22 protein-coding genes are annotated in these 24,505 nt (G+C 72.3%); 7 read left to right on the forward strand and 15 right to left on the reverse strand.

Annotation, left to right across the window (positions count from 1 at the left end):
- Nucleotides 1-9: 9 nt before the first annotated feature.
- The 4 genes from HW837_RS11095 to HW837_RS11110 all read right to left on the reverse strand — a co-directional run bounded on the left by HW837_RS11095 (nt 10) and on the right by HW837_RS11110 (nt 4,756).
- Nucleotides 10-2,652 (reverse strand): sensor histidine kinase, encoded by a 2,643-nt coding sequence (locus HW837_RS11095; protein ID WP_093790475.1) that lies wholly within the window; start codon nt 2,650-2,652, stop codon nt 10-12.
- 196 nt (nt 2,653-2,848) lie between these two features.
- The gene (locus HW837_RS11100) at nt 2,849-3,625 is read right to left on the reverse strand and encodes a DUF3710 domain-containing protein (RefSeq protein ID WP_045561062.1); all 777 of its coding nucleotides are present in this window, start codon (nt 3,623-3,625) and stop codon (nt 2,849-2,851) included.
- Between the two features lies 1 nt (nt 3,626).
- Entirely contained in the window at nt 3,627-4,175 is a 549-nt protein-coding gene (dut, locus tag HW837_RS11105) for a dUTP diphosphatase (protein WP_045561063.1), read from the reverse strand.
- On the reverse strand, nt 4,172-4,756 hold the full coding sequence (locus HW837_RS11110; RefSeq protein ID WP_045561064.1) for a PaaI family thioesterase: 585 nt from the start codon (nt 4,754-4,756) through the stop codon (nt 4,172-4,174). The genes dut and HW837_RS11110 overlap by 4 nt, the downstream gene beginning before the upstream one ends.
- A gap of 113 nt (nt 4,757-4,869) precedes the next feature.
- Here HW837_RS11110 and HW837_RS11115 point away from each other — a divergent pair, with 113 nt between their 5' ends.
- Complete coding sequence (locus HW837_RS11115) at nt 4,870-5,334, forward strand: DUF3093 domain-containing protein (RefSeq protein WP_193381266.1); 465 nt, start codon at nt 4,870-4,872, stop codon at nt 5,332-5,334.
- Between the two features lie 246 nt (nt 5,335-5,580).
- Here the strand turns inward: HW837_RS11115 and HW837_RS11120 are convergent, their stop codons facing one another.
- The 4 genes from HW837_RS11120 to HW837_RS11135 form a co-directional block, all read right to left on the reverse strand.
- Nucleotides 5,581-6,552 carry a hypothetical protein gene (locus HW837_RS11120; RefSeq protein ID WP_193381267.1) on the reverse strand — a complete coding sequence of 324 codons (972 nt, stop codon included), beginning with the start codon at nt 6,550-6,552 and terminating at the stop codon, nt 5,581-5,583.
- Between the two features lie 13 nt (nt 6,553-6,565).
- A complete protein-coding gene (locus HW837_RS11125) occupies nt 6,566-6,862 on the reverse strand; it encodes a DUF4193 domain-containing protein (protein ID WP_005481602.1) in 297 nt (98 codons plus the stop codon).
- Between the two features lie 404 nt (nt 6,863-7,266).
- Nucleotides 7,267-8,523 carry a sensor histidine kinase gene (locus HW837_RS11130; protein ID WP_045561066.1) on the reverse strand — a complete coding sequence of 419 codons (1,257 nt, stop codon included), beginning with the start codon at nt 8,521-8,523 and terminating at the stop codon, nt 7,267-7,269.
- A gap of 6 nt (nt 8,524-8,529) precedes the next feature.
- Nucleotides 8,530-9,183, reverse strand: coding sequence for a response regulator transcription factor (locus tag HW837_RS11135; RefSeq protein ID WP_045561067.1), 654 nt, complete (start codon nt 9,181-9,183; stop codon nt 8,530-8,532).
- A gap of 413 nt (nt 9,184-9,596) precedes the next feature.
- On the opposite strand from HW837_RS11135, the gene HW837_RS11140 reads away from it, so the two are divergent.
- The gene (locus tag HW837_RS11140; RefSeq protein ID WP_177261959.1) at nt 9,597-9,770 is read left to right on the forward strand and encodes a hypothetical protein; all 174 of its coding nucleotides are present in this window, start codon (nt 9,597-9,599) and stop codon (nt 9,768-9,770) included.
- Between the two features lie 229 nt (nt 9,771-9,999).
- On the opposite strand, the gene HW837_RS11145 is transcribed toward HW837_RS11140, so the two are convergent.
- Nucleotides 10,000-10,818 (reverse strand): inositol monophosphatase family protein, encoded by an 819-nt coding sequence (locus HW837_RS11145; protein ID WP_045561173.1) that lies wholly within the window; start codon nt 10,816-10,818, stop codon nt 10,000-10,002.
- An 8-nt stretch (nt 10,819-10,826) separates the two neighbouring features.
- A complete protein-coding gene (locus HW837_RS11150; protein ID WP_193381268.1) occupies nt 10,827-11,957 on the reverse strand; it encodes a ferrochelatase in 1,131 nt (376 codons plus the stop codon).
- 151 nt (nt 11,958-12,108) lie between these two features.
- Between HW837_RS11150 and HW837_RS11155 the strand changes: the two genes are divergently transcribed.
- From HW837_RS11155 to sepH, 3 genes are all read left to right on the forward strand, one after another.
- Entirely contained in the window at nt 12,109-13,350 is a 1,242-nt protein-coding gene (locus HW837_RS11155) for an MFS transporter (protein WP_045561069.1), read from the forward strand.
- The gene (locus tag HW837_RS11160; RefSeq protein WP_045561070.1) at nt 13,310-14,629 is read left to right on the forward strand and encodes a D-arabinono-1,4-lactone oxidase; all 1,320 of its coding nucleotides are present in this window, start codon (nt 13,310-13,312) and stop codon (nt 14,627-14,629) included. The genes HW837_RS11155 and HW837_RS11160 overlap by 41 nt, the downstream gene beginning before the upstream one ends.
- A 400-nt stretch (nt 14,630-15,029) precedes the next feature.
- Nucleotides 15,030-16,061 carry a septation protein SepH gene (gene sepH / locus HW837_RS11165; protein WP_045561071.1) on the forward strand — a complete coding sequence of 344 codons (1,032 nt, stop codon included), beginning with the start codon at nt 15,030-15,032 and terminating at the stop codon, nt 16,059-16,061.
- 148 nt (nt 16,062-16,209) lie between these two features.
- Here the strand turns inward: sepH and HW837_RS11170 are convergent, their stop codons facing one another.
- Nucleotides 16,210-17,037: a sulfurtransferase gene (locus HW837_RS11170; RefSeq protein ID WP_093790473.1), complete on the reverse strand. Its 828-nt coding sequence runs from the start codon at nt 17,035-17,037 to the stop codon at nt 16,210-16,212.
- 320 nt (nt 17,038-17,357) lie between these two features.
- Here HW837_RS11170 and HW837_RS11175 point away from each other — a divergent pair, with 320 nt between their 5' ends.
- Nucleotides 17,358-18,185, forward strand: coding sequence for a VOC family protein (locus HW837_RS11175; RefSeq protein ID WP_193381269.1), 828 nt, complete (start codon nt 17,358-17,360; stop codon nt 18,183-18,185).
- A 38-nt stretch (nt 18,186-18,223) separates the two neighbouring features.
- On the opposite strand, the gene HW837_RS11180 is transcribed toward HW837_RS11175, so the two are convergent.
- The 4 genes from HW837_RS11180 to HW837_RS11195 all read right to left on the reverse strand — a co-directional run bounded on the left by HW837_RS11180 (nt 18,224) and on the right by HW837_RS11195 (nt 23,957).
- Nucleotides 18,224-18,871, reverse strand: coding sequence for a thymidine kinase (locus HW837_RS11180; protein WP_045561074.1), 648 nt, complete (start codon nt 18,869-18,871; stop codon nt 18,224-18,226).
- Between the two features lie 80 nt (nt 18,872-18,951).
- Nucleotides 18,952-20,139 carry an alkaline phosphatase family protein gene (locus tag HW837_RS11185; protein ID WP_045561075.1) on the reverse strand — a complete coding sequence of 396 codons (1,188 nt, stop codon included), beginning with the start codon at nt 20,137-20,139 and terminating at the stop codon, nt 18,952-18,954.
- Entirely contained in the window at nt 20,139-20,726 is a 588-nt protein-coding gene (locus tag HW837_RS11190; protein WP_045561076.1) for a DUF5998 family protein, read from the reverse strand. The genes HW837_RS11185 and HW837_RS11190 overlap by 1 nt, the downstream gene beginning before the upstream one ends.
- 141 nt (nt 20,727-20,867) lie before the next feature.
- Nucleotides 20,868-23,957: a bifunctional acetate--CoA ligase family protein/GNAT family N-acetyltransferase gene (locus tag HW837_RS11195; protein ID WP_093790471.1), complete on the reverse strand. Its 3,090-nt coding sequence runs from the start codon at nt 23,955-23,957 to the stop codon at nt 20,868-20,870.
- Nucleotides 23,958-24,157: 200 nt separating this feature from the next.
- On the opposite strand from HW837_RS11195, the gene HW837_RS11200 reads away from it, so the two are divergent.
- The gene (locus HW837_RS11200) at nt 24,158-24,439 is read left to right on the forward strand and encodes an HPr family phosphocarrier protein (protein ID WP_045561078.1); all 282 of its coding nucleotides are present in this window, start codon (nt 24,158-24,160) and stop codon (nt 24,437-24,439) included.
- Nucleotides 24,440-24,505: the final 66 nt, after the last annotated feature.

A 24,505-nucleotide genomic window follows, 5' to 3' on the forward strand; every position in this document is an offset into this window, starting at 1 on the left:
GGGTCCGCCTCATGTGGTTCGCCTCTCTGCCGTGGTGGCCGTGCCGGCCGGTGCGACGGTGGCCGTCCCCGCCGACGGGGCGGCCTCTGCCGACGTAGACGTGTCCGCGGCCGGGCCGGTGCCCGCGGACGGGGCCGTATCGGGCCCGGAGCCGTTGCGTGCGGCCCGCACGGTGAGCACCAGGGTGAGTCCTCCGCCGGGGGTGTCCTCGGCGGCGAGCGTGCCGCCCATGGCCTCGGCGAAGCCGCGGGCGACGGCGAGGCCCAGGCCGACGCCGGTTCCGCGCGGGGCGTCGCCGTGGCGCTGGAAGGGGGCGAAGATGCGCTCCTTGGCCTCGTCGGGGACGCCGGGGCCGCGGTCGGTGACCCGGACCTCGACGCGGCCGCCGAGGGCGCTCGCGGAGACCTGGACGGGCGTGCCGGGCGGGCTGTACTTGACGGCGTTCTCGACGATGTTGGCGACCGAGCGCTCCAGCAGCCCGGGGTCGACGGCGACCATGGGCAGGCTCTCGGGGATCTCCAGGCCGACGCTGCCCTCGGGGACACCGCCGAGCGCCATCGGCACGACCTCGTCGAGGTCGATCTCGCGGATCAGCGGGGTGACCGTGCCGGTCTGGAGCCGGGACATGTCGAGGAGATTGCCCACCAGGTGGTCGAGCCGGTCGGCGCCGTTCTCGATGCCTTCGAGGAGTTCCGCCTCGTCCTCCGGCGACCAGGCCACGTCGTCGGAGCGCAGGGACGACACGGCGGCCTTGATCCCGGCCAGCGGGGTGCGCAGGTCGTGGCTGACGGCGGCGAGCAGCGCGGTGCGGATGCGGTTGCCCTCGGCCAGCGCCTTGGCCTGGTCGGCCTCCTGCTGGAGACGCCGCCGGTCCACGACGACGACGGCCTGGGCGGCGAACGCGGCCAGCACCCGACGGTCCTCGGCGGGCAGGACGCGGCCGGAGAGCGCGAGGGTCATGTGGTCCCCGACCGGCATGTCCACGTCCGCGGCCTCGGGGCGGTCCATCTGCCGTGGCCCCACGCTGCCCGCGCAGGTCCACGGGGCGACATCGCTCTCGCGCTCCAGCAGGGCCACGGACTCCATCCCGAAGGTCTCGCGCACGCGTTCGAGGAGGGCCTCCAGGCTGGTCTCCCCGCGCAGCACGCTGCCCGCGAGGAAGGACAGGATCTCCGACTCGGCGCGCAGCCGGGCCGCCTGGTGGGTGCGCCGGGCCGCGAGGTCCACCACGGAGGCCACCGCGACCGCGACCCCTATGAAGACCGCGATGGCGACGATGTTCGCCGGGTCGTCGACCGACAGGGTGTGCACGGGCGGGGTGAAGAACCAGTTGAGCAGCAGCGAGCCGAGCACGGCCGCCGCCAGGGCGGGCAGCAGACCGCCGAGCAGGGCCGCGGCCACCGTCAGCGTCAGGAAGAGCAGCAGGTCGTTGGCGAGGCCGAGGTCGGCCTCGGACCGGGCCAGCAGCAGCGCGAGGAGCACGGGCCCCACCGTCCCGACCGACCAGCCCCAGATCGTGCGGGCCCGGCCGAGCCGCGCGCCCCGGGCGACGGGCAGTCCGCGTCCCTTGCCCGCCTCGTCGTGCGTGATCAGGTGGACGTCCAGGTCGGGTCCCGAGTCCCGGGCGACGGTGGCGCCGACGCCCGGCCCGAAGACGTACTGCCAGCTCTTGCGGCGCGAGACGCCCAGCACGATCTGGGTGGCGTTCACCCCGCGCGCGAAGGCCAGCAGCGCGGCGGGGATGTCGTCGCCGACGACGTGGTGGAAGGTGCCGCCGAGGTCCTCGACGAGGGTGCGCTGGACGGCGAGTTCCCTGGGCGAGGCGGAGGTCAGCCCGTCGCTGCGGGCGATGTAGACGGCCATGACCTCGCCGCCGGCGCCCTTCTCGGCGAGCCGGGCGGCTCTCCTGAGGAGGGTCCGCCCCTCGGGGCCGCCGGTCAGGCCGACCACGATCCGCTCGCGGGAGCCCCAGATCCGCGACACCTGGTGCTCGCTGCGGTAGGCGTTGAGGTACTCGTCGACCCGGTCCGCGACCCAGAGCAGGGCCAGCTCCCGCAGCGCGGTCAGGTTTCCGGGGCGGAAGTAGTTCGACAGCGCGGCGTCGACCTTGTCCGGCTGGTAGACGTTGCCGTGCGCCATCCGCCGCCGCAGGGCCTGCGGCGACATGTCGACCAGCTCTATCTGGTCCGCCCGCCGCACCACCTCGTCGGGGACGGTCTCGCGCTGCCGTACGCCGGTTATCGACTCGACGACGTCACCGAGCGACTCCAGGTGCTGGATGTTGACGGTGGAGATCACGTCGACGCCGGCGGCGAGCAGGTCCTCGACGTCCTGCCAGCGCTTGTCGTGACGGGAGCCGGGCACATTGGTGTGGGCCAGCTCGTCCACGAGGGCGACCCGGGGCCGCCGGGCGAGGACGGCGTCCACGTCCATCTCGGTGAAGACCGCGTCCCGGTACTCCAGCGTCCGGCGCGGGATCTGCTCCAGCCCGTGCAGCATCACCTCGGTGCGCGGCCGGCCGTGGTGCTCGACCACGGCCACCACGCAGTCGGTGCCGCGTTCGATCCGGCGGTGCGCTTCGGACAGCATCGCGTACGTCTTGCCGACGCCCGGCGCCGCGCCGAGGTAGATCCGAAGCTTCCCACGTCCCATGTCCCCATTGTCTTCCCGTGACCACTGCCTACGCAGCGTCGACCTTACGGCCAATAATCACGGCAAAACGGGCAGAGGCGACCGGAGGCCGCCTCTTTGACAGAACCCTGACGCCGACGCCCAGCGAGGGCACCGGGAACCGGGGCGGCCCGCCACGCGGACCGACGCGGTTCTCGTACGACCTCGGCCGGAACGGCTAGCGGACCTCGGTGATCTCCGGTCCGCGCTGCAGCTGTCCCATGCCGCCGGAGAAGCGGGAACCGGCCTGCTCCTCCTGCTGGACACCCTCGGGAACCATCTGCGCGTCGTTCGGCAGCTTCAGGACGATCGGGTCACGCGGAGCCATGGGGCCCTCGCCGCGGACGACGACCGTGTCCCGGAAGATCTGCTCCAGCAGCCCGGCGGTCTGCGGCTCCACCGCGCCCCGCCCGGAGATCACTCCGCGCAGGAACCAGCGAGGCCCGTCCACACCGACGAAGCGGACCACCTGGAAACCGCCCGTGCCGTCCGGCAGCTGCACCGGCACCTGCGCGCGCAGCTCCCAGCCCAGCGGGCCCTCGACCTCGTCGATGACCCCGCCCTGCTGGGTGATGCCGGAGGCGATCTCCTCACGGACCTCGCCCCAGATGCCCTCGCGCTTGGGCGCGGCGAAGGCCTGCAGCTGGACCGCGCTGTCGCGCAGCACGACGGTGGCGGCGACGATCGCGTCACCCGCGACCTCGACCCGCAGCTCCATGCCGTCGACTCCGGGCACGAAGATGCCGCCGAGATCCACCCGGCCCTCGCCGGGCTCGCGCACCTCGGTGCTGTCCCACGGCCCGTCGGGCCGGGGCTCGGGCTCGAGCCGCACGCGCTCCCGCTCCACGCCCGCCTCGGCGTCGGCTTCCCCGGCAACGCCGTCGACCTGCTCGGCCTCGCTCGCCGCGTCCGCCGCGTCCTCGGCGGAACCCTTCTTCTTGCGACGTCCGAACACGTCACTGTCCTTCCCGGTCGGATACGACCGAAGCGTATCGATTCCCACCCGTTGTGCCGCTTGTGCTGCTTGTGCCGCTCTCGCCGTCCACGGCGGCATGACCGCCGGTGGACCCGAAGCCCCCCTCGGCCCGCGCCGAGTCGGGAAGCTCCGCCACCTCCTGGAAGCGCACCTTCTCGACCTGCTGGACGACCAGTTGGGCAATCCGGTCGAAGCGCTCGAACCGTACGGCTTCATACGGGTCGAGATTCACCACGATCACCTTGATCTCCCCACGGTACCCGGCATCAACCGTCCCCGGGGCATTCACCAGGGCGACGCCGCAGCGGGCGGCGAGCCCCGACCGTGGGTGCACGAACGCCGCGTACCCCTCGGGGAGCGCGATGGACACTCCCGTGGGCAGCACGGCCCGCTCACCGGGCTTCAACTCCCGGCTCTCCGTGGTGCGCAGATCGGCGCCCGCGTCGCCGGGCCGCGCGTAGTCCGGCAGCGGCACGTCGGGGTCGACGCGCCGGATCAGGACGTCGAGAGGGGGGCGGCCGCCGCTCACGGGTTCACCTCGAAGGCGCGGGCCCGCCGGACCTGGTCGGGGTCGTTCATGGCCGCCTGGATCTCCTCCTCGCGGCCGTGGTCGATGAAGTGGTCGACCTTGACCTCGACGAAGAGCGCGTCGGCGCGGACGGCGAGCGGTCCGTCGGGGCCGCCGATGCGTCCCTCGGCGGCCGCGAAGATCTTCCGCCCGGCCACCGCCGTGACCTCGGCCCGCAGATGCAGCACGGTGCCCACGGGGACGGGCCGCATGAAGTCGGTCTCCAGCCGTCCGGTCACCGCGATGGTGCGCAGCAGCCAGTTGAGGGAGCCGAGGGTCTCGTCGAGGGCGCTGGCCAGGATCCCGCCGTGGGCGAGCCCCGGAGCCCCCTGGTGCGCGGGCCGCACGGTGAACTCGGCGGTGAGAGTGACGCCTTCACCGGCCCTCGCCTCCAGGTGCAGCCCGTGGGGCTGCTCGTCACCACAGCCGAAACACTGCCCGTAGTGCGCGCCGAGCAGCTCACCGGGGGCTGGTGCCTCGGGATGGCGTACGGGCGCCGTGGCGTCCGCCGGGGGCCGCAGGGCCGCGGAAGTACCTCTCACAGCCGCAGACCTTACCCGTCCGTCAGCGTCCGGCCATCGCCCCTACGGACAGGGTTTCCCCTCGGACGCCCCTACTTCGGGGGCCGGAGGGTCCGCATGCCAAGCTTGACGCCATGCAGCTCTCCGTCCCGCCGTACGAAGAACGCCTCACCGCTCCCCGCACGTGGTGGCTGGTGTGCTTCCTGGTCGGCGTCTCGATGGCCCTCATCCTGCTGCCGTTCGGCACGCTCCCCCTGCTGGGCGGTCTCGCCGGCGGGACCGCGGTCGCGGCGGTCGTCACCAGCTCGTACGGCTCGGTCCGGATCCGCGTCGTCGGTGACTCCCTGATCGCGGGCGAGGCGAAGATCCCGGTGACCGCTCTCGGCGAGCCGGAGATCCTGGACCGGGAGGAGGCCCAGGCCTGGCGCACCCACAAGGCCAACCCGCACGCCTTCATGCTCCTGCGCGCCTACATCCCCACGGCCCTCCGCATCCCGGTCACCGACCCGACGGACCCGACGCCGTACGTCTACCTGTCGACCCGGAACCCGGAACAGGTGGCCGCGGCCCTGCAGGCAGCGAAGGAGACGGCGGCGTAGCGCGACCCGACGGCCACGCACACCGACACGACGCGCACCTGCGACCGCCGAGGCGACCCGCGGCCGGCCGCACCGCGAGACAGCCCCGCCGCGGCGCGACGGGTGCGGACGGCGCACCCGCCCGCCGTCGGCCCGGTTCTCCAGCTGAACTCCTACCGCTCGCCGGCCCCTTGCCGCCGAGCCTGCGCCCCAGCTCCTCGCCGCCCACCGTTCCCGCCCGCCCGCCCGCCCGGCGACCGTGCGGCGCTACGGCTCGTCGCGGCCGCCCCCACCGAGCTCCTTGGGCAGTTCCCCCACCGTCAGGGGATCCACCGGCTTCTCCAGCGGTGGCAGTTCCGGCAGTGCCTCCCACGGCACCTGCATCCGCCGCAGGTCCTTACGGATCCGCTCGGCGAGGTGCTTGGTGTCCCGGCGGTTCATGACCGCCCCGACCGCGGCGCCGACCAGGAACGGCATCAGGTTCGGCAGATTCCGCACCATCCGCTTCATGATCTGCTGCCGCAGCTGCCGCTTCATCTGCCCGCCGAGCGCCGAGTTGATCGTCGACGGCTTCATCACGTCGATCCCGCGCTCACCGGACCAGGAGTCCAGATACGCGGTGCTGCGCTGCCGCAGATTCCCCGGCGGCCGCGCCCCGTACACCTCGTGCAGTTCGGCGATGAGCTTCAGCTCGATCGCGGCGACGCCGGTGATCTCGGCGGCCAGCTCCGCGGGCATGGCGGGCGGCGCCGGCAGCATCGCGGCGGCCCCGACACCCGCGCCGACCGTGGAGGACGCGTTGGCGGCCCCCGCCACCAGCTTGTCGGCGATCTGCTCGGGCCCCAGCCCCGGGAACTGGGCGCGCAGGGTCGCGAGATCGCGTACGGGGATCCGCGGGGCGATCTCGATGACACGGTCGGTGATGTACGCGAGCCCCGCTCGGGCCCGGTCACCGCTCTTGCGGGCCCCGACCTTGAGGCCCTGTCTCACTCCGTCCCGGACGGCGGCGACGGTGGCCGCGCGCCGGCTGGCGACCGGCGCCGGATTCTCCACCGGAACGGGCAGGCGTCCCTGCTCGTCCGTGGCACTGTCCGACGCCGTGCCGGACGCACGTTCGAGCGAGGCCGCTCCCTGTTCGGAGGAGCCCCGCTCGTCGTCACGCACGCCGTCGGGGCCCTGCGGCCCCTGGTCCGCCCCCTTGCGGGAGCGGCGCTTCCAAGGAGGGGTCGAGCCAGTCACGGCCGACCCTGCCTCAGTCGCAGTCGCGGCAGATCGGCTGACCGTTCTTCTCGCGGGCCAGCTGGCTGCGGTGGTGCACCAGGAAGCAGCTCATGCAGGTGAACTCGTCCTGCTGCTTGGGCAGCACCCGGACGGCCAGCTCCTCGTTCGAGAGGTCGGCCCCGGGCAGTTCCAGGCCTTCGGCGGCCTCGAACTCGTCGACGTCCACGGCGGAGGTCGACTTGTCGTTCCGGCGTGCCTTGAGCTCTTCAAGACTGTCCGAGTCGACGTCGTCGTCGGTCTTGCGTGGGGTGTCGTAATCCGTTGCCATGTCGCTCTCCCCCTCTGGGTGTCTGCGGTGTCTCCAGCGCACGTAACGCGTGAGAGGCCGGACTTGTGCCCGACCTGAGGCGGAGATTTTGCCTCACATCAAGGTCTGTTACTCAATCGACACCCAACCGGACTCCTCAAGAGTGATCGGCTTGGATGGCGAACGGGACCGTACACGGTCCTGAGGCTGCATTTCAAAGGCGCCTCAGCATGTACTTCCCGTGATCTCAACCCCCGAAAACCCGGATTTTCCCGGCTTTACGACGGCCACATGATCACGCTCGGTAGATGGCTGGAAAATCGCCTCTGTGATCGATCACACATCGGTCGTGCACGACCGTTTCGATCAGGTACCCAGGAAATTCCGCGCAAAGCGAACACGTCCCGGAACCGGGGGTCATTTTCTCAGACCGGCAGGGTCACACGCATCACCAGCCCACCTCCCTCGCGTGGCCGGGCGGCGATGTGACCGCCGTGCGCGCGGGCCACGGACCGGACGATCGACAGACCGAGGCCCACCCCCTTGTCGCTGCCCGTGCGTTCCGTACGCAACCGCCGGAACGGCTCGAAAAGATTGTCGATCTCATACGCCGGGACCACGGGCCCGGTGTTCGTGACCACCAGCAGGGCCTGACCGTGCTGGAGCTCCGTGGTGACCTCCACCCAGCCGCCCGCGCCCTGCACGTTGTACCGGACGGCGTTCTGGACGAGGTTCAGCGCGATCCGCTCCAGCAGGACGCCGTTGCCCTGGACGACCGCGGGGGCCCGCTCGCCGCGGAGCTCCACCTTCTTGGCGTCCGCCTCGGAGCGCACCTGGTCGATGGCCCGCGACGCGACCTCGGCGAGGTCCACCGGCTTGCGCTCGACGATCTGGTTGTCGCTGCGGGCCAGCAGCAGCAGACCCTCGACGAGCTGCTCGCTGCGCTCGTTGGTGGCCAGCAGCGTCTTCCCCAGCTGTTGCAGTTCGGTCGGCGCGTTCGGGTCGGAGAGGTGCACCTCGAGGAGCGTGCGGTTGATCGCGAGCGGGGTCCGCAGCTCGTGCGAGGCGTTGCCCACGAAGCGCTGCTGGGCCGTGAAGGCCCGCTGGAGCCGCTCCAGCATCTCGTCGAAGGTGTCCGCGAGCTCCTTCAGCTCGTCGTCCGGACCGTCCAGCTCGATCCGGCGCGACAGGTCCGAGCCGGCCACCGCGCGCGCGGTGCGGGTGATCCGGCCCAGCGGCGCGAGCACCCGGCCCGCCATCGCGTACCCGAAGGCGAAGGCGATCACGGCGAGCCCGAGCAGGGCCAGCAGCGACCGGCTCAGCAGGGTGTCCAGGGCGACCTGGCGCTGGGCGTCGATGCAGGCGGAGATCGCGGCGTTGAAGTCCGAGAGCCGCACATTGGTCGAGCCGGCGTCGACCGCCGGGCACTTCTCGCTGGTGACACTGATGTCCGTGCCGCCGACGATCTTGAACAGCGGCGCGTTTCCCGTGTTCACGGCCTGGGCGGCCAGCAGATAGATGATCGACAGCAGCAGGATCCCGGCGATCAGGAACATGCCGCCGTACAGCAACGTGAGCCGTATCCGGATGGTCGGGCGCAACCACGGGAGCGGGTTCTGGGGCCGCCTGGGGTCCCAGGTGGGCTTCGGGGGCGCCAGCGGGGGCGCGGGGGTCGTGGCCATCGCGGATCAGATCCGGTAGCCGGAACCGGGCACGGTGACGATGACCGGCGGTTCGCCGAGCTTGCGGCGCAGCGTCATGACCGTCACGCGTACGACGTTGGTGAACGGGTCGGTGTTCTCGTCCCAGGCCTTCTCCAGCAGCTGTTCCGCCGAGACGACCGCGCCCTCGCTGCGCATCAGCACCTCCAGGACCGCGAACTCCTTCGGCGCGAGCTGGACCTCCTTGCCGTCGCGGAAGACCTCGCGGCGGTTGGGGTCGAGCTTGATGCCGGCGCGCTCCAGGACGGGCGGCAGCGGCATGCTCGTACGCCGGCCGAGGGCACGCACGCGTGCGATCAGCTCACTGAACGCGAAGGGCTTGGGCAGATAGTCGTCGGCGCCGATCTCCAGACCCTCGACGCGGTCGCTGACGTCGCCGGACGCGGTGAGCATCAGCACGCGCGTGGGCAGGCCCAGCTCGACCAGCTTGCGGCAGACGTCGTCGCCGTGGACCAGGGGGAGGTCGCGGTCGAGGACGACCACGTCGTAGTCGTTGACGCCGATGCGTTCCAGGGCGGCCGCACCGTCGTACACGACGTCGACGGCCATGGCCTCCCGGCGCAGTCCGGTGGCCACCGCATCGGCGAGCAGTTGCTCGTCCTCGACGACGAGTACGCGCACGTCGCTTGTCCTTCCTCTGTCCACCCGCGTAGCGCGTCACAGGCGCGCAGGGGCAGGGTGTTCGTGGGTGTGTGACCTCCATCCTGCCTTTTTCGGCCGTAAGTCGGCTGTAAGACGACCTCGGGCAGGAAGAGCGAGGGCGGGGAACCGGGAATGCGGGACTTTTTCGTCCGGTTGAGGTTTCCGTCAGAGAGAGCGGGGGGAGGACGGCTTTACACCCCGCGATCACGCTCTGCTTGTGCCGCACCACCATGCGGTACGGGCCAACCGCTTTTCCGCAGAGTGGGCGTGGGTGTCCGGCACCGTCGCCGCCCGGCCGGGGTGGCGCTGGGCATCCCAGGAGACGTGATCGCCCCTTCCGATCGGCACACCCCCGTGCCAACGACCCACGACCCAGGACGAGGGGGCGCAGCATGGACGCATTCACCGCAGGACTTCTGCAGCGCATAAGGGCGACCGAGTCCGACCTGACCAGGGCTCGCGACGAGGGCGACGACTTCCTCGTCGAGGTGGAGCAGGGCGAACTCGACGACCTGCGCCGCCTCGCCGCCGACCACGGTGTGGAGGTCGGCGCGTACAGCTTCTGATCCGGCTCATACGCATGACAGCAGTCCCCCGGCAGATCCAGTCCGGGGGCTGCTCTCTTTTTTGGGGCTCGGTTCGCCTCCGGGGCGCAGAAGCCTGTGTCGAGAGCCCGACCGTGCTCGACCCTGCGGGCCTCCGCGCGCTCGGGCTCTCGACACAGGCGCGCCCCTTCGGCTCACTCGCCGTAGGGCGCCCTCTGCTGGTGGCTCCGGGTGACGCTCTGTGGTGGTCCTAGTCGTGCCAGGCGCCCAAGGCGTCCAGGCGGGTCTGGAGGGCCTCGAAGAGACCGGGTGGGGCCGCGATGGTCAGGTCGGTCGACAGGGGCTCTCCGGGGCGGCCACCGGTCAGGGCGCCCGCTTCCCGGGCGATGACGTCGCCCGCCGCGTAGTCCCACTCGTTCAGGCCGCGCTCGTAGTACGCGTCCATGCGCCCCACGGCCACGTCGCAGAGGTCGATCGCCGCCGAGCCGCCACGCCGGATGTCTCGGACGTGGGGGATCAGCTCGCGCAGCACGTCGGCCTGCTTGGCCCGGCGCTCGGCGCGGTAGCCGAAGCCGGTGCCGACGAGCGCCAGCTCCGGCGCCGGGGCGGGGCCCACCCGCGCGGGGCGGTCGTTCAGGAACGCGCCCTCACCGAGGACGGCCCGGAAGGTCTCGCCGCGCACCGGGGCGTGGACCACGCCCACGACCGTTTCGCCGTCCACCCGGGCGGCGATGGACACGGCCCAACTGGGCAGTCCGTAGAGGTAGTTGACGGTGCCGTCGAGGGGGTCGATCACCCACTGGACGCCGCTGGTGCCCGCGACGCTGGCGCCCTCCTCGCCGAGCACGCCGTCGTGCGGCCTGCGCTCGGCCAGCAGGCCGGTGATCAGCTTCTCGGAGGCGATGTCCATCTCGGTGACGACGTCGACCGCGCTGGACTTGGTGGCGGCGACGCCCAGGTCGGCGGGCCGGCCGTCGCGCAGGAAGTCCCCCGCGCGGCGGGCGGCGTCCAGGGCGATCTCCAGCAGTTCGGCCTTCAGGCCGTCCGGTCGCTCGGGCTGGTCGGTCACGGTGCTCCTCACGCGTACGGGCTGTCGGCGCCCGCGGCGGCGGGCTGCGGGGTCCTGGCCGGGCAGCAGCCGACCGGGCACAGGTTGTGGCTCGCGCCGAGGGCGCCGCGGGCGCAGGGGGTGACCGCGTCCTCGCCGCGCTCGACCGCCGCCCGCTCCAGGACCAGGTCGCGGATGGCGGCGGCGAACCGGGGGTCGGCGCCCACCGTGGCCGAGCGGCGGACGGGCAGGCCCAGTTCCTCGCCCTTGGCCATGGCCTCGGTGTCGAGGTCGTACAGGACCTCCATGTGGTCCGAGACGAACCCGATGGGTGCCATCACGACGGCCGGGACGCCGGCCGCGTGCCGCTCCTCCAGGTGGTCGCAGATGTCCGGCTCCAGCCAGGGGATGTGCGGGGCGCCGGAACGGGACTGGTAGACGAGCTGCCAGGGGTGCTCGACGCCGGTCCGCTCGCGCACGGCGTCGACGATGAGCCGTGAGACGTCCAGGTGCTCGGCGACGTACGCCCCGCCGCCCCCGTGGTCCTCGGCCGGGCCGGAGGTGTCCGCCGAGGCGTTGGGGATGGAGTGTGTGCAGAAGGCGAGGTGGGCGCCGTCGCGGATGTCCTCGGGGAGGTCGGCGAGCGATTCCAGGACGCCGTCGATCATGGGCTCCAGGAAGCCGGGGTGGTTGAAGTAGTGCCGGATCTTGTCGATCCGCGGCGGCTCCAGGCCCTCGGCCTCCAGGGCGGCGAGCGAGGCGGCCAGGTTCTCGCGGTACTGGCGGCAGCCCGAGTACGAGGCGTACGCGCTGGTGGCGAGGACCAGGATGCGGCGGCGGCCGTCGCCGACCATCTCCCGCAGGGTGTCGGTCAGGTAGGGCGCCCAGTTGCGGTTGCCCCAGTAGATCGGCAGGTCCAGGCCGTGCTCGGCGAAGTCCTTGCGGAGGGCGTCCAGCAGGGCGCGGTTCTGGTCGTTGATGGGGCTGACCCCGCCGAACAGGAAGTAGTGCCGGCCGACCTCCTTGAGGCGCTCCTTGGGGATGCCGCGACCGCGTGTCACGTTCTCCAGGAACGGGACCACGTCGTCCGGGCCTTCCGGGCCGCCGAAGGAGAGCAGGAGCAGGGCGTCGTAGGGGGTGGCGTCGTGCGCGTGTGGCATGTCGTCGATCCTGCCACCCCGGCACCGACGGGCGGGATCCCGGCCCATCCCCGAGGATGACTTAGGGTGACCTCACTCGTAAGCTGTATCGACGGAGTTCGCGCCTTACGAGGAACTCGTCCCTCCGCTTCCCGGAACGACCGGAGCCCCCGTGCCCAGCCCCTACACCGCCCTGTTCGCCGTCCCCGGCACCAAGGGCTTCACCGCCGCGGGTCTCCTCGGCCGGATGCCGCTGTCCATGATGGGCATCGGCGTGGTCACGATGATCTCCCAGCTCACCGGGCGGTACGGCCTGGCCGGCGCGCTCTCGGCGACCATCGCGCTGTCCGCCGCCGTGCTCGGCCCGCAGATCTCGCGTCTGGTGGACCAGTACGGGCAGCGGCGGGTGCTGCGTCCGGCGACCCTCGTGGCGCTGGCCGCCGCCGCGGGACTCCTGCTCGCCGCTCACTACGGCTGGCCGGACTGGGTGCTGTACCTCTGCTCGGCCGGCATCGGCTGTGTGCCGAGCCTCGGGGCGATGACCCGGGCGCGCTGGGCGGCGCTCTACCGGGACACCCCGCGACTGCACACCGCGTACTCCTTCGAGTCCGTCGTCGACGAGGTGTGCTTCATCTTCGGGCCGATCATCTCCATCGGGCTGTCCACGGCGTGGTTCCCGGAGGCCGGTCCGCTGCTCGCCGCCTGCTTCCTGGCGGCCGGGGTCTTCTGGCTGACGGCCCAGCGCGCCACCGAACCGGCGCCGCACCCGCGCGAGCGGGACGTCAAGGGGCGTTCGGCGCTGCGCTCGCCCGGACTCCGGGTCCTGGTGGCGACGTTCGTGGCGACCGGAGCGATCTTCGGAGCCGTCGACGTGGTCACCGTGGCCTTCGCCGAGGAGCGGGGCCACAAGGCCGCCGCGAGCGTGGTCCTGGCCCTCTACGCGGCCGGTTCCTGCGCCGCGGGCATCGTCTTCGGGCTGCTGCGCTTCTCCGGTGCGGCGGAACGCCGGTGGCTGCTGGGCGTGTGCGGCATGGCCGTGAGTATGATCCCCCTCCTACTGGTCGGAAACTTGCCGTTTCTGGCCGTGGCGCTCTTCGTGGCGGGACTCTCCATCGCACCCACGATGATCACGACGATGTCCCTCATCGAAGAGCACGTACCACGCACGCAACTGACCGAGGGCATGACCTGGGTGGGCACCGGGCTCGCGGTCGGGGTCGCGCTCGGGTCCTCGGTCTCCGGCTGGGTGATCGACGCGGCCGGGGCGAAGGCGGGGTACGTGGTTCCGGCGGCCTCCGGAGCCGTCGCGGTCGCGGTCGGTTTTCTCGGGTACCGCCGGCTGCGCAGGCCGGCTCCAAGGCGGGGAGGGCCCCATGAGCACCACAGTGATCGGGAAGAGCGGCACGTGGCGTAACTGGGCGGGGAACGTCACCGCCCGCCCCGTACGGGAGGTCACCCCGGCCACCGTCGAGGAACTCGCCGCGGCCGTACGGCAGGCTGCCGAGGACGACCTCCGGGTGAAGGCCGTCGGGACGGGCCACTCGTTCACCGCGGCCGCCGCGACCGACGGTGTGCTGATCCGCCCTCAACTGCTGACGGGCATACGCAAGATCGACCGTGAGGCCATGACCGTCACGGTCGCCGCGGGCACTCCGCTCAAGAGGCTCAACATGGCCCTCGCGCGCGAGGGGCTCTCGCTCACGAACATGGGCGACATCATGGAGCAGACGGTCTCCGGCGCCACCAGCACCGGCACCCACGGGACCGGCCGCGACTCGGCGTCGATCGCCGCCCAGATCCGAGGGCTCGAACTGGTCACCGCCGACGGCTCGATCCTCACCTGCTCCGCCACGGAGAACCCCGACGTCTTCGCGGCCGCCCGCGTCGGCATCGGTTCCCTCGGCATCGTCACCGCGATCACCTTCGCCGTGGAGCCGATCTTCCTGCTCACGGCGCGCGAGGAACCGATGCCGTTCGAGAAGGTGCTGGCCGAGTTCGACGAACTGCATGCCGAGAACGAGCACTTCGAGTTCTACTGGTTCCCGCACACCGGCAACACCAACACCAAGCGCAACAACCGCAGCGCGGGACCCGAGAAGCCGGTGCCGCAGCTCAACAGCTGGTTCGAGGACGAGTTCCTGTCCAACGGCGTCTTCCAGGTGGCCAACTGGGTCGGCCAGGCGGTCCCCGCCACCATCCCGACGATCGCGCAGATCTCCAGCCGCGCCCTGTCCGCGCGGACCTACACCGACATCCCCTACAAGGTCTTCACCTCTCCGCGCCGAGTGCGGTTCGTGGAGATGGAGTTCGCCGTGCCGCGCGAGGCCCTTGTGGACACGCTGCGTGAACTCAAGGCGATGGTCGACCGTTCGAAGCTGCGCGTCAGCTTCCCCGTCGAGGTGCGCACGGCCCCGGCCGACGACATCACGCTCTCCACCGCCTCCGGCCGGGAGAGCGCCTACGTCGCCGTCCACATGTTCAAGGGCACGCCCTATCAGGCGTACTTCACCGCCGCCGAGCGGATCTTCACCGCGCACGAGGGACGGCCGCACTGGGGCAAGGTGCACACGCGCGACACCGACTACTTCGCCAAGGTCTACCCGCGCTTCGGCGAGTTCACCGCGCTGCGTGACCGGCTCGACCCCGAACGGCGTTTCCAGAACGACTACTTGCGCCGGGTGCTCGGGGCGTAGCCCGGCGGGCGGTTCTGGTGATCATGTGAAGCACCCCCTCCCGGGGTCGCGAAAAGGTCTGTTCCGGCAGCGGATCGACGTCTCCCATGAGAAGTTGGGCGGCGTGCCGATCCACGCAAGTGGCCCGAATGGAGTACTGTTGCGAGCCCTGGGTCCGGACTCCCGCCAGGGTGTCCGGGGCCTTAGAGGACCGCCGGGAGGGGGATCGTTGCACAGGGTGATGAGGTTCGTCACTTAGCGTTGCGAATTGATAACCGTGCCATAACGGCGGCCTCGGGCTCACGCCCGACACGCCGGGCAACTCGGCAAGGTTGTGGCAGGCTGCACCCGGGCAGGCCACACTCGACTAGCGGAAGCAGCGACGCACGTGACGTCGGCAGGCACCACCCGGGAGGTCCCCATGCCCGAACTGCGTGTCGTGGCCGTCTCCAATGACGGCACACGGCTGGTGCTGAAGGCTGCCGATTCCACGGAATACACGCTGCCGATCGACGAACGGCTGCGTGCCGCCGTGCGCGGCGACCGACCCCGCCTCGGTCAGATCGAGATCGAGGTGGAGAGTCATCTCCGCCCCCGTGACATCCAGGCGCGGATACGCGCGGGTGCCACGGCCGAGGAGGTCGCGCAGCTCGCCGGCATCCCCGTCGACCGGGTCCGCCGGTTCGAGGGCCCCGTCCTCGCCGAGCGCGCCTTCATGGCCGAGCGGGCACGCAAGACCCCGGTCCGCCGCCCCGGCGAGAACGCCGGGCCCCAGCTCGGCGAGGCCGTCCAGGAGCGCCTGCTGCTGCGCGGCGCCGAGAAGGACACCGTCCAGTGGGACTCGTGGCGCCGCGACGACGGCACCTGGGAAGTGCTGTTGGTGTACTGCGTCGCGGGTGAGCCGCACTCGGCGAGCTGGACCTACGACCCGCCCCGGCGGCTCGTCCAGGCCGTGGACGACGAGGCGCGCTCGCTGATCGGCGAGTCCGACGACCTCGGGACTCCCGAGCCGAGCTTCCCGTTCGTGCCGAGGATCGCGCGGCTGCCCCGTGACCGCCCCCTGGACCGCCAGGCGGAACGTCCCGTCCTGCCCGCGCTGCCCGAGGCCGACGAGGAGATCGTGAGCGAGCGCGACTCGCTCACCAGCATCCTGGAGGCCGTCCCCAGCTACCGGGGCGACCTGGTGGTGCCCGAACTGCCCTCCGCCGAACCGCAGGAGGAGTCCTCTTCCGTCGAGGAGGTGGCGGAGGAGGAGTCTGCGGCCCCCGCGGCCTCGGCAGGCTCCGCCTACGCGGACGTCCTCATGCCGAGGTCGGTCAACGGCCACCGCGACCGGCTGATCGGCGCCACCGACCGCCAGGCCGAGGCGGACGGCGTCCGGCCGGGGCGGCGCGCGGCGGTGCCGAGCTGGGACGAGATCGTGTTCGGGACGAGACGCAAGAAGCAGGAGTAACGGCCCCACGGTGGTGGGGAATCGGAGCGGTCACTCGTTCCACTCCGTCCAGCGGATCCGTTTCTCTCGGGTGCAGGATCGGTCATTCATACGTGTGTGGGGCCCGCGTCGTTCAGACGCGGGCCCCACGCGTGCCGTCAGCGCCGGGTCACTGGGGGTCGGGCCCGGTGGCCACCGGGCGGTCGGCGTCCCGGGACCACTCCGACCACGAGCCCACGTACAGGGCCGCCGGGATGCCCGCCACGGCCAGCGCCAGCACCTGGTGGGCGCCGGAGACGCCGGAGCCGCAGTACACGCCGACCTCGGAGTCGGCGGTCGCGCCGAGTCCCTTGAAACGGTCGGCCAGTTCGGCGGCGGTCCGGAAGAGACCGGATTCGGCCACGTTCTCCGTGGTCGGGGCCGACACCGCGCCCGGGATGTGCCCGCCGACGGGGTCGATGGGTTCCACGTCGCCCCGGTAGCGTTCGGCGGCCCGTGCGTCCAGGAGCAGCCCGGTGCGGGCCAGCGCGGCGGCGCCGTCCGCGTCGAGCAGCGGCAGCGCGCCGGGGACCGGCTCGAAGGTGCCGGGGCCGGGCTCCGGGATCTCGGCCGTCAGCGCGCCCTCCCAGGCCGCCAGGCCGCCGTCCAGGACCCGTACCGAGGGGTGGCCGGACCAGCGCAGCAGCCACCAGGCGCGCGCCGCGGCCCAGTTGAGGCCGCCGTCGTACACGACGACGGCACGGTCGGCCGAGACGCCGGCCGCACGCATCGCCGCACCGAAGGCGTCGAGGTCGGGCAGCGGATGTCGGCCGCCGGAACCCGCGGGACCGGCGAGTTCGGCGTCCAGGTCGACGAAGACGGCACCCGGGATGTGCGCCTTCTCGTACTCGGTGCGCAGGTTCGGGCCGCCCAACTGCCAGCGGACGTCCAGGATCACCGGCGGGCGGGCTCCCGCCAGCTCGCTGACGAGGTCGGGGGCCGAGATGATGGCGTTCATGGCCCCATCCTCGCGCACGGGGTGGCCGCCTCGCCCGGCTCGGGCTACTCTGCCCGCCGGGCGGTGCCGATCACCGGGCGTACGGGATCGTGCACGAGCCGTACAACGGACGGACACCACACGGCAGCGGCGCGGACGGGACCGGGACCGGCGAGCCGGGCCCCCTCGCACACGTACGCGTCGCGCGGCGGTGCGGCGCGGGCTCGTCGCGCTACCGGTGGTGCGAGCATCGGCACGGGGCGTGATCGCGCGTGGACGCGGTACACGCGTAGCGAGGGCGACGGACACGGCCACCGCGAGGGGCCGAGGAGAGAGTGACGATGACCGAGGCGCGGGGGTCGACCGGCCTGAACGGCGCGGTGTATCCACCGGGCACACCTTGCTGGGTGAGCCTGATGGTGCACGGGATGGCCACGACCCAGGAGTTCTACGGGGCGCTGTTCGGCTGGGAGTTCCAGCCCGGCCCCCAGCAGCTCGGCCCGTATGTGCGGGCACTGCTCGACGGGCGCCAGGTGGCGGGGATCGGCCAGCTGCCGCCCGACCGTCATCTGCCCATCGCCTGGACGCCGTACTTCACCTCGCCCGACGCGGACCGGACGGCGGAGACCGTGCGGCACTGCGGGGGCACCGTCGGCGTGGGTCCGCTGGACGCCGGTGAGGCGGGCCGGCTGGTGATCGCCTCCGACCCCGCGGGAGCCGTCTTCGGCATCTGGCAGGCGGCGGAGCACCTCGGCGCGGACATCACCGGCGTCCCCGGCACACCCGCCTGGGACGAACTCCTCACCGTCGACAGCTCCCTGGTCGCCAAGTTCTACGAGACGGCCTTCGGTTACGAGGAGGAGCCGGTGGTCTCCGCCGACCTCGACTACGTCACCCTGCGCGTCGGGGGCCGCCCGGTGGCCGGCATCCACGGCGTCGGCAGCGCGCTCCCCCGGGACCGGGGCCCCCACTGGCTGACCTACTTCGAGGTGAGCGACCCCGACGAGGCCGCCAACCGCGTCATCGAACTCGGCGGCCATGTCCTCGAACCGGCCCACGACACCCCGCACGGCCCGGTGGCCACCCTGGCCGACCCGGAGGGCGCGAAGTTCGCCGTGGTGCGGACGGAACACCGGAGCGCGGGCGGGGACGGTCACTCGGTCGGGTGAACCGGGGCGCCGGCCCAGCGGGGGCGCCGACGTAGGGGTCAGACCGTCTCGACCGGGAGGACGTCCGGGGAGAGGGCGCCCGCGTGGGCCGTGGCGGCCGTCATCCGGCGGCGGTGGTGACGGCGGCAGAGGACCTCGTAGCCGATGTCGTCGGGCTGGTTGACGTCGCCGACGACGACCTGGGCACCCTCGACGACCATCTGGCCGCCTATGGTGCGGGCGTTGTGGGTGGCACGGGCGCCGCACCAGCACAGGGCCTCGACCTGGAGCACCTCGACCCGGTCGGCCAGCTCGACCAGACGCTGGGAGCCGGGGAAGAGCTTGGAGCGGAAGTCGGTCGTGATGCCGAAGGCGTAGACGTCCAGGCCCAGGTCGTCCACGACGCGGGCGAGCTGGTCGATCTGCCCCGGGGCGAGGAACTGCGCCTCGTCGGCGATCACATAGTCCGCCCGGCGGCCCTGGGAGAGGTGGTCGACGAGATAGGCGTAGAGGTCCTGGCCGTCCTCGACCTCGACGGCGTCCGTGACCAGGCCCAGCCGCGACGACAGCTTGCCCTCACCGGCACGGTCGTCACGCGTGAAGATCATGCCCTGGAGGCCGCGCGCCGAGCGATTGTGCTCTATCTGGAGCGCCAGCGTGGACTTCCCGCAGTCCATGGTTCCGGAGAAGAACACGAGCTCGGGCATGTGGAGTTGAGCACCTTTCGGCGAGGACGACGAGGACGGCGGGTCCGGCGGGCGGGCGGGGCGAGCGGCGGCAGGACCTCTCAGGAGCGTACTTCGAGGAGCGGGACCAGCTGTTCGACGGGGGTCATCGAACCGTGGTTGCCGACCATCGCCGACTCCTTGGGCTCCCGCTCCGAGGCGACGATCAGGACGTCGTCGTGGGCAGCCGCGACCACATCGCCTATGCGGGCGTACACGCGTTCGTCGATGTGCGGGCCGAACCAGCCCGCCTCGATGGCCTCGTCGCGCGAGGCGATCCAGAACTGCTCGCCGAGCACCTCGCGCCAGCACGTCAGGACGTCCGAGGCGGCACCCGGCACCGCGTAGACATGGCGGGCCCGGCCCTCGCCGCCCAGCAGGGCGACCCCGGCGCGCAGCTCCCAGTCCTCGTCGAAGTCGATGCGGTGCCGCTCGTCGAACGGGATGTCGATCATGCCGTGGTCGGCGGTGACGTACAGGGCGGTGCGCGGCGGAAGTTGCTCGGCCAGCCGCTGGACCAGCCGGTCGACATGCATGAGCTGGCCGCGCCAGGCGTCGGAGTCGATCCCGAAGCGGTGTCCCGCGCCGTCCAGCTCGGAGTAGTAGGTGTAGATCAACGCGCGGTCCCCGGCGGCCAGTTGATCGGCGGCCACATCCATGCGGTCCTCGCCGGAGAGGCGGCCGTGGAAGGTTCCGCCGCTCAGCGCGATCTGGGTGAGCGGCGTGTTCTGGAAGGCCGGAGAGGTGACCTGGGCGGTGTGCACACCCGCCCGGTCGGCGAGCTGGAAGATCGTGGGGTACGGCTGCCACGCCTGCGGCGACGTCCAGGGCTGCCAGCGGAGCTGGTTCATCAGCTCCTCGGTCTGCGGGTTGCGGACCGTGTAGCCGGGCAGGCCGTGGGCGCCGGGGGGCAGGCCGGTGCCGACGGAGGCGAGGGAGGTCGCGGTGGTGGCGGGGTACCCCGCGGTGATGGGGCGGCCGGTGCCACCGCGCGAGGACGCCAGCAGGGCCGTCAGGTAGGGCGCCTCGTCGGGGTGCGCCTTCAGCTGCTCCCAGCCCAGGCCGTCGACCAGGAACACACAGGCACGGTCGGTCGCCGTCAGTTCCGGTATCGAGGCGGTCGTACCGGGAACCCCCATGCCCGCCGCGAGGGTGGGCAGGAGGTCGGCGAGCGAGCCGACGCCGTACTCGGGGACGGGGGCGGAGCCGAGGGCCAGGGGTTCCGGGTGGTCCCAGGTGGGCAGCGCCATCAGCGGGCGGTGTCCGCGGTCGCCTCGGAGAGGGACTGCGCGAAGGCGAGGGCCTGGCGCACGGTCTCCGGGCCGTCCCCGGCCTCGCTGACGCGCAGGCTGAGGTCGTCCGCCGTCGAACTGCCCGTGTACCCGTGGTCCGCCTCGCAGTTGGGGTCGCCGCAGGCGGCGGGCTCCAGGTCGATGCGGGAGACGGCGCCCCAGCCGATGGTCAGGACGACCTCGCGGGGCAGGGTGCCCGGGGCGTACGACTCGGGGTTGGCGACGACCCGGCTGAGCACGACCGACGAGATCCGGCCGATCTTCACCGACTCGGTCGACGTCGTGGCGTACGGCGTGGGCGAGGTGCCGTCCGCGGCCTGCTCGTCGGTGTGGCTCACGATGAAGCGGTTGCCCGTGAGGACGAGGACGGTGACGTGCCGCCGGACCTCGTTCGCGTCGAACGTCGTCTCCTGGTGGACCAGGTACGACTTGATGGCCTCGCCGCCGACAGCGGCCTCCACCGCCTCGGCCACGAGGGCCGGGTAGTAGCCGCTGCGCTCGATCGCCGCACGCAGCCCCTGGGTCGTCGTACTGGTCTTGGCCATGACGTCCATCCTACGGTGGCGCACTGACTGCGAGGGACCGCTCTACGGTCTCCGTTCTGTCGTGGACGGCTCAATGCACGGGCTCGTGCGCCGTCCGTACGGTGGCCGCGCGCCGCCTTCGGCGGGCCGGGAGCGGCGCGCTCAGTACACCGGGAGGGTCCGGGGGCCGAGGTCGTCGCGGGCGGGCGGGCGCGCGAGCCGGACGGCGGCGCCGAGCACGCTGAGACCCTGCGGGGCGACGACCACGGGCTCCAGGGAGACCGCCACGACCTCGGGGTGGTCGTCGACCAGCCGGGACACCCTGAGCAGCAGCTCCTCCAGCGCCTCCGTGTCGACGGGCGCCGAGCCCCTCCAGCCGAAGAGGAGGGGGGCCGTCCGGATCGATCGGACCAGTGTGGCCGCGTCCCGCTCGGTGGCCGGGATCAGGCGGTGCGCCATGTCCCCGAGCAGCTGCGACGCGGGCCCGGCGAGCCCGAACGAGAGCACCGCTCCGGCCGCGGGGTCCACCACCGTCCGCACGATCGTGTCGACCCCGCGCGGAGCCATGCCCTGCACGACCGGGCGCAGTTCCTCGGGCCCTCCGAAGAGTTCCGTCAACTCCGCGTACGCCCGCCGCAGTTGCTCCTCGTCCGCCAGGTCGAGCCGTACGCCGCCCAGGTCGGCCCGGTGCCGCAGGTGCGGGGCGGTGGTCTTGAGCGCGACGGGATAACCGATGAGCTGCGCCGCTCTCGCCGCCTCGTCGGGCGTCGGCGCGGGGCGCGCCTGCCGCAGGTGGATGCCGTACCGCGCGAGCAGCGCGCCCGTCTCCTCGGCCCCGAGGGTGAGCCCCTCGCCCCTGGCCAGCAGCGCGTCGATCTGCTCGGCCGCGCCCTTCTCGTCGATGTCCTCGTACGCGGGGACGCGCCCCGGCTCCGCCGCGTCCCGCCGCCACTGGGCGTAGTTCACGGCCTCGGACAGCGCCCGGACGGCTCGCTCGGCGGCGGGGTAGGCGGGGATGAGCCGGGCGCCGGCCGGCTCCGCGGGGGCTGTGGGCATGCGCTGCGCCCCCTCCACGGCGGCCCGCGCCCCCGCGACGGCCTGGGCCGCCGGCCCGCCGGGGCCTGCTGTGGCGGGGCCTGTCGTGCCGGGGCGTCCCGCGCTCAGTCCTCCTGTCGCGCCTGATCCTGGCGTGCCCGGGCCGCCGAGAGCTGGTCCGGCCGCGCCGGGGCCGGGCTCACCAGGGCCCCGCACACCCGGGTCCCGCGCACCTGCGGTCGGCGCGCCTGAGGTCGGCGCGCCCGGGCCCGTGGCCTCCCCCGCCGTGGCCGAGCGTTCCGCCGGGTGGTGGGGGCCGGTGTCCGGGACCGTCTCCGCGACCCGCGGCGCGGTGCTCGCCGCGGCGGACAGGGCCTCCGCGAGCCCGCCCAGCTCGACGTGGACGACCAGCACCGGCTTCGACGGGTTCGCCGCGGCGGCCGACCTCAGCGCCTCCGCCAGGGCCGCGTCCCCCGGCGACGTCTCCCCCAGCGCGGGTATCGCCGTGACCACCACCGCGTCGCACGCGTCGTCCGCCAGCGCCCGCGACAGCGCCCCGTGGAAGTCCCCCGCCGAGGCCCCGGTCGTCAGGTCCAGCGGCGGCAGCGGCCGCAGCCCCTCGGAGAGACAGGCGTCGTACGTGAGCATCCCCAGCGACTCGGAGTTGCCCAGGATCGCCACCCTCGGCCCCGCCGGCAGCGGTTGCCGGGCCAGCAGCAGCCCCGCGTCGACCAGTTCCGTGATCGTGTCGACCCGGATCACCCCGGCCTGCCGCAGCAGCGCGGACACGGTGGTGTGCGGCAGCTGGGTGGCGCGCACGGCGTGGCCCAGGGGCGCGGAGCCATGGCGCGCGCCCTGCACCACCACGAGTGGCTTGACCGCCGCCGTGCGCCGGGCGAGGCGGGTGAACTTGCGCGGGTTGCCGATGGATTCCAGGTACATCAGCACCACATCGGTGTCCGGGTCCTCGTACCAGTACTGGAGGACGTCGTTCCCGGACACGTCCGCGCGGTTGCCGGAGGAGACGAACGTGGAGACGCCCGTGACCCCGGTGACCCCTCCCCCGCGCCGGTGCAGCCGGGAGAGCAGGGCGATCCCGATGGCGCCGGACTGGGCGAAGAGGCCGATGCGCCCGGAACGCGGGGTCTCGGGGGCGAGCGAGGCGTTGAGCCGTACGTCGGGGGCGGTGTTGATGATGCCGAAGGCGTTCGGCCCGATGATGCGCATGCCGTACGTGCGGGCCTGGCGTACCAGTTCGCGCTGGCGCTCGCGCCCGCCGGGCCCGCTCTCGGCGTATCCGGCGGACACGACCACGAGACCCTGCACGCCGTGTTCCCCGCACTCCGCGACGACCTCGGGGACGTGGGCGGCGGGGACGGCGACGACCGCGAGGTCGACGGGTCCCTCGATGTCGGTGACGTACCGGTGCGCGGGCACCCCGGCGAGTTCCTTCTCGTCCTCCCCGAGCGCCCTGTTCACCGCGTACAGCCGCCCGGTGAAGCCCGCGCCCCGGAGGTTGGCGAGCACGCTGCGGCCCACTCCGCCCGGTGCGCGCCCGACGCCGACGACCGCGACCGAGCCGGGCGCGAGCAGCCGCTGGACGGATCTGGCCTCGGCGCGCTGCTCCCGGGCGCGCTGGACGGCGAGGGAGCGGTCGGTGGGTTCCAGGTCGAACTCCAGCCGGACGACGCCGTCCTCGAAGCTGCGCTGCTGCTGGTACCCGGCGTCGGTGAACACCTTGATCATCTTGCTGTTGGCGGGGAGCACCTCGGCGGCGAAGCGTCGGATGCCGCGCTCCCGGGCCACGGCGGCGATGTGTTCGAGCAGGGCGGAGGCGACCCCGCGGCCCTGGTGGGCGTCCTGTACGAGGAAGGCGACCTCGGCCTCGTCGGCGGGGGCGGACGCGGGCATGCCGTCGGCGCCGATGCGGTCGTAGCGTACGGTGGCGATGAACTCGCCGCCGACCGTGGCGGCGAGCCCCACCCGGTCCACGAAGTCGTGGTGTGTGAAGCGGTGGACGTCCTTGGCGGACAGGCGAGGGTACGGCGCGAAGAAGCGGTAGTACTTCGACTCGTCCGAGACCTGCTCGTAGAAGCTGACCAGACGCTCGGCGTCATCGACGGTGATGGGCCTGATGCGTGCGGTGCCGCCGTCGCGCAGCACCACGTCGGCCTCCCAGTGGGCGGGGTACTCGTGCCGGTCCGACGAGGTCTGCATGGGCCCCAGAGTACGGCTCGCGTCCGACAACGGCGCGGGGCAGTCTGGGGAGGCACAACAGAAGCAGGACCACAACTCGACAGCCGGTTCGCGGTCAGGCCGTGGGCCCGTTCCGGTGCGTCGCGCCATATGGAAAACTGGTCTAGACAATCCGGTCTAGACCAGTCCGCAGTACCCGAGACTCCGAAGGGCACCATCACATGGCTGAGCGCCGCGTCAACGTCGGCTGGGCCGAGGGCCTCCACGCCCGACCCGCATCCATCTTCGTCCGGGCCACCACGGCCTCCGGTATCCCCGTGACGATCGCCAAGGCCGACGGGAACCCCGTCAACGCGGCCTCCATGCTCGCGGTCCTGGGCCTCGGTGCCCAGGGCGGCGAGGAGATCGTGCTCACCTCCGACGCCGAGGGCGCGGACGCCGCGCTCGACCGTCTGGCGAAGCTCGTCGCCGAGGGGCTCGAAGAACTCCCCGAGACGGTCTGAGAGCGACCGGACCACCGAAGCGGAAAGGCCTGAAAAGCCGCCCCGCACACACATCGAAGGGCTCGT

It is taken from the genome of Streptomyces caniscabiei, assembly GCF_014930365.1.
Taxonomy (GTDB): domain Bacteria; phylum Actinomycetota; class Actinomycetes; order Streptomycetales; family Streptomycetaceae; genus Streptomyces; species Streptomyces caniscabiei.

What these genes read in the sequence shown, in the direction of transcription:
- HW837_RS11095 (WP_093790475.1), bottom strand. Translation starts at nt 2,652, where the DNA reads ATGGGACGTGGGAAGCTTCGGATCTACCTCGGCGCGGCGCCGGGCGTC.
- HW837_RS11200 (WP_045561078.1), top strand. Translation starts at nt 24,158, where the DNA reads ATGGCTGAGCGCCGCGTCAACGTCGGCTGGGCCGAGGGCCTCCACGCC.
- HW837_RS11190 (WP_045561076.1), bottom strand. Translation starts at nt 20,726, where the DNA reads ATGGCCAAGACCAGTACGACGACCCAGGGGCTGCGTGCGGCGATCGAG.
- HW837_RS11140 (WP_177261959.1), top strand. Translation starts at nt 9,597, where the DNA reads ATGGACGCATTCACCGCAGGACTTCTGCAGCGCATAAGGGCGACCGAG.
- HW837_RS11170 (WP_093790473.1), bottom strand. Translation starts at nt 17,037, where the DNA reads ATGAACGCCATCATCTCGGCCCCCGACCTCGTCAGCGAGCTGGCGGGA.
- HW837_RS11115 (WP_193381266.1), top strand. Translation starts at nt 4,870, where the DNA reads ATGCAGCTCTCCGTCCCGCCGTACGAAGAACGCCTCACCGCTCCCCGC.
- HW837_RS11185 (WP_045561075.1), bottom strand. Translation starts at nt 20,139, where the DNA reads ATGGCGCTGCCCACCTGGGACCACCCGGAACCCCTGGCCCTCGGCTCC.
- HW837_RS11125 (WP_005481602.1), bottom strand. Translation starts at nt 6,862, where the DNA reads ATGGCAACGGATTACGACACCCCACGCAAGACCGACGACGACGTCGAC.
- HW837_RS11175 (WP_193381269.1), top strand. Translation starts at nt 17,358, where the DNA reads ATGACCGAGGCGCGGGGGTCGACCGGCCTGAACGGCGCGGTGTATCCA.
- sepH (WP_045561071.1), top strand. Translation starts at nt 15,030, where the DNA reads ATGCCCGAACTGCGTGTCGTGGCCGTCTCCAATGACGGCACACGGCTG.
- HW837_RS11195 (WP_093790471.1), bottom strand. Translation starts at nt 23,957, where the DNA reads ATGCAGACCTCGTCGGACCGGCACGAGTACCCCGCCCACTGGGAGGCC.
- HW837_RS11150 (WP_193381268.1), bottom strand. Translation starts at nt 11,957, where the DNA reads ATGCCACACGCGCACGACGCCACCCCCTACGACGCCCTGCTCCTGCTC.
- HW837_RS11130 (WP_045561066.1), bottom strand. Translation starts at nt 8,523, where the DNA reads ATGGCCACGACCCCCGCGCCCCCGCTGGCGCCCCCGAAGCCCACCTGG.
- HW837_RS11160 (WP_045561070.1), top strand. Translation starts at nt 13,310, where the DNA reads ATGAGCACCACAGTGATCGGGAAGAGCGGCACGTGGCGTAACTGGGCG.
- HW837_RS11180 (WP_045561074.1), bottom strand. Translation starts at nt 18,871, where the DNA reads ATGCCCGAGCTCGTGTTCTTCTCCGGAACCATGGACTGCGGGAAGTCC.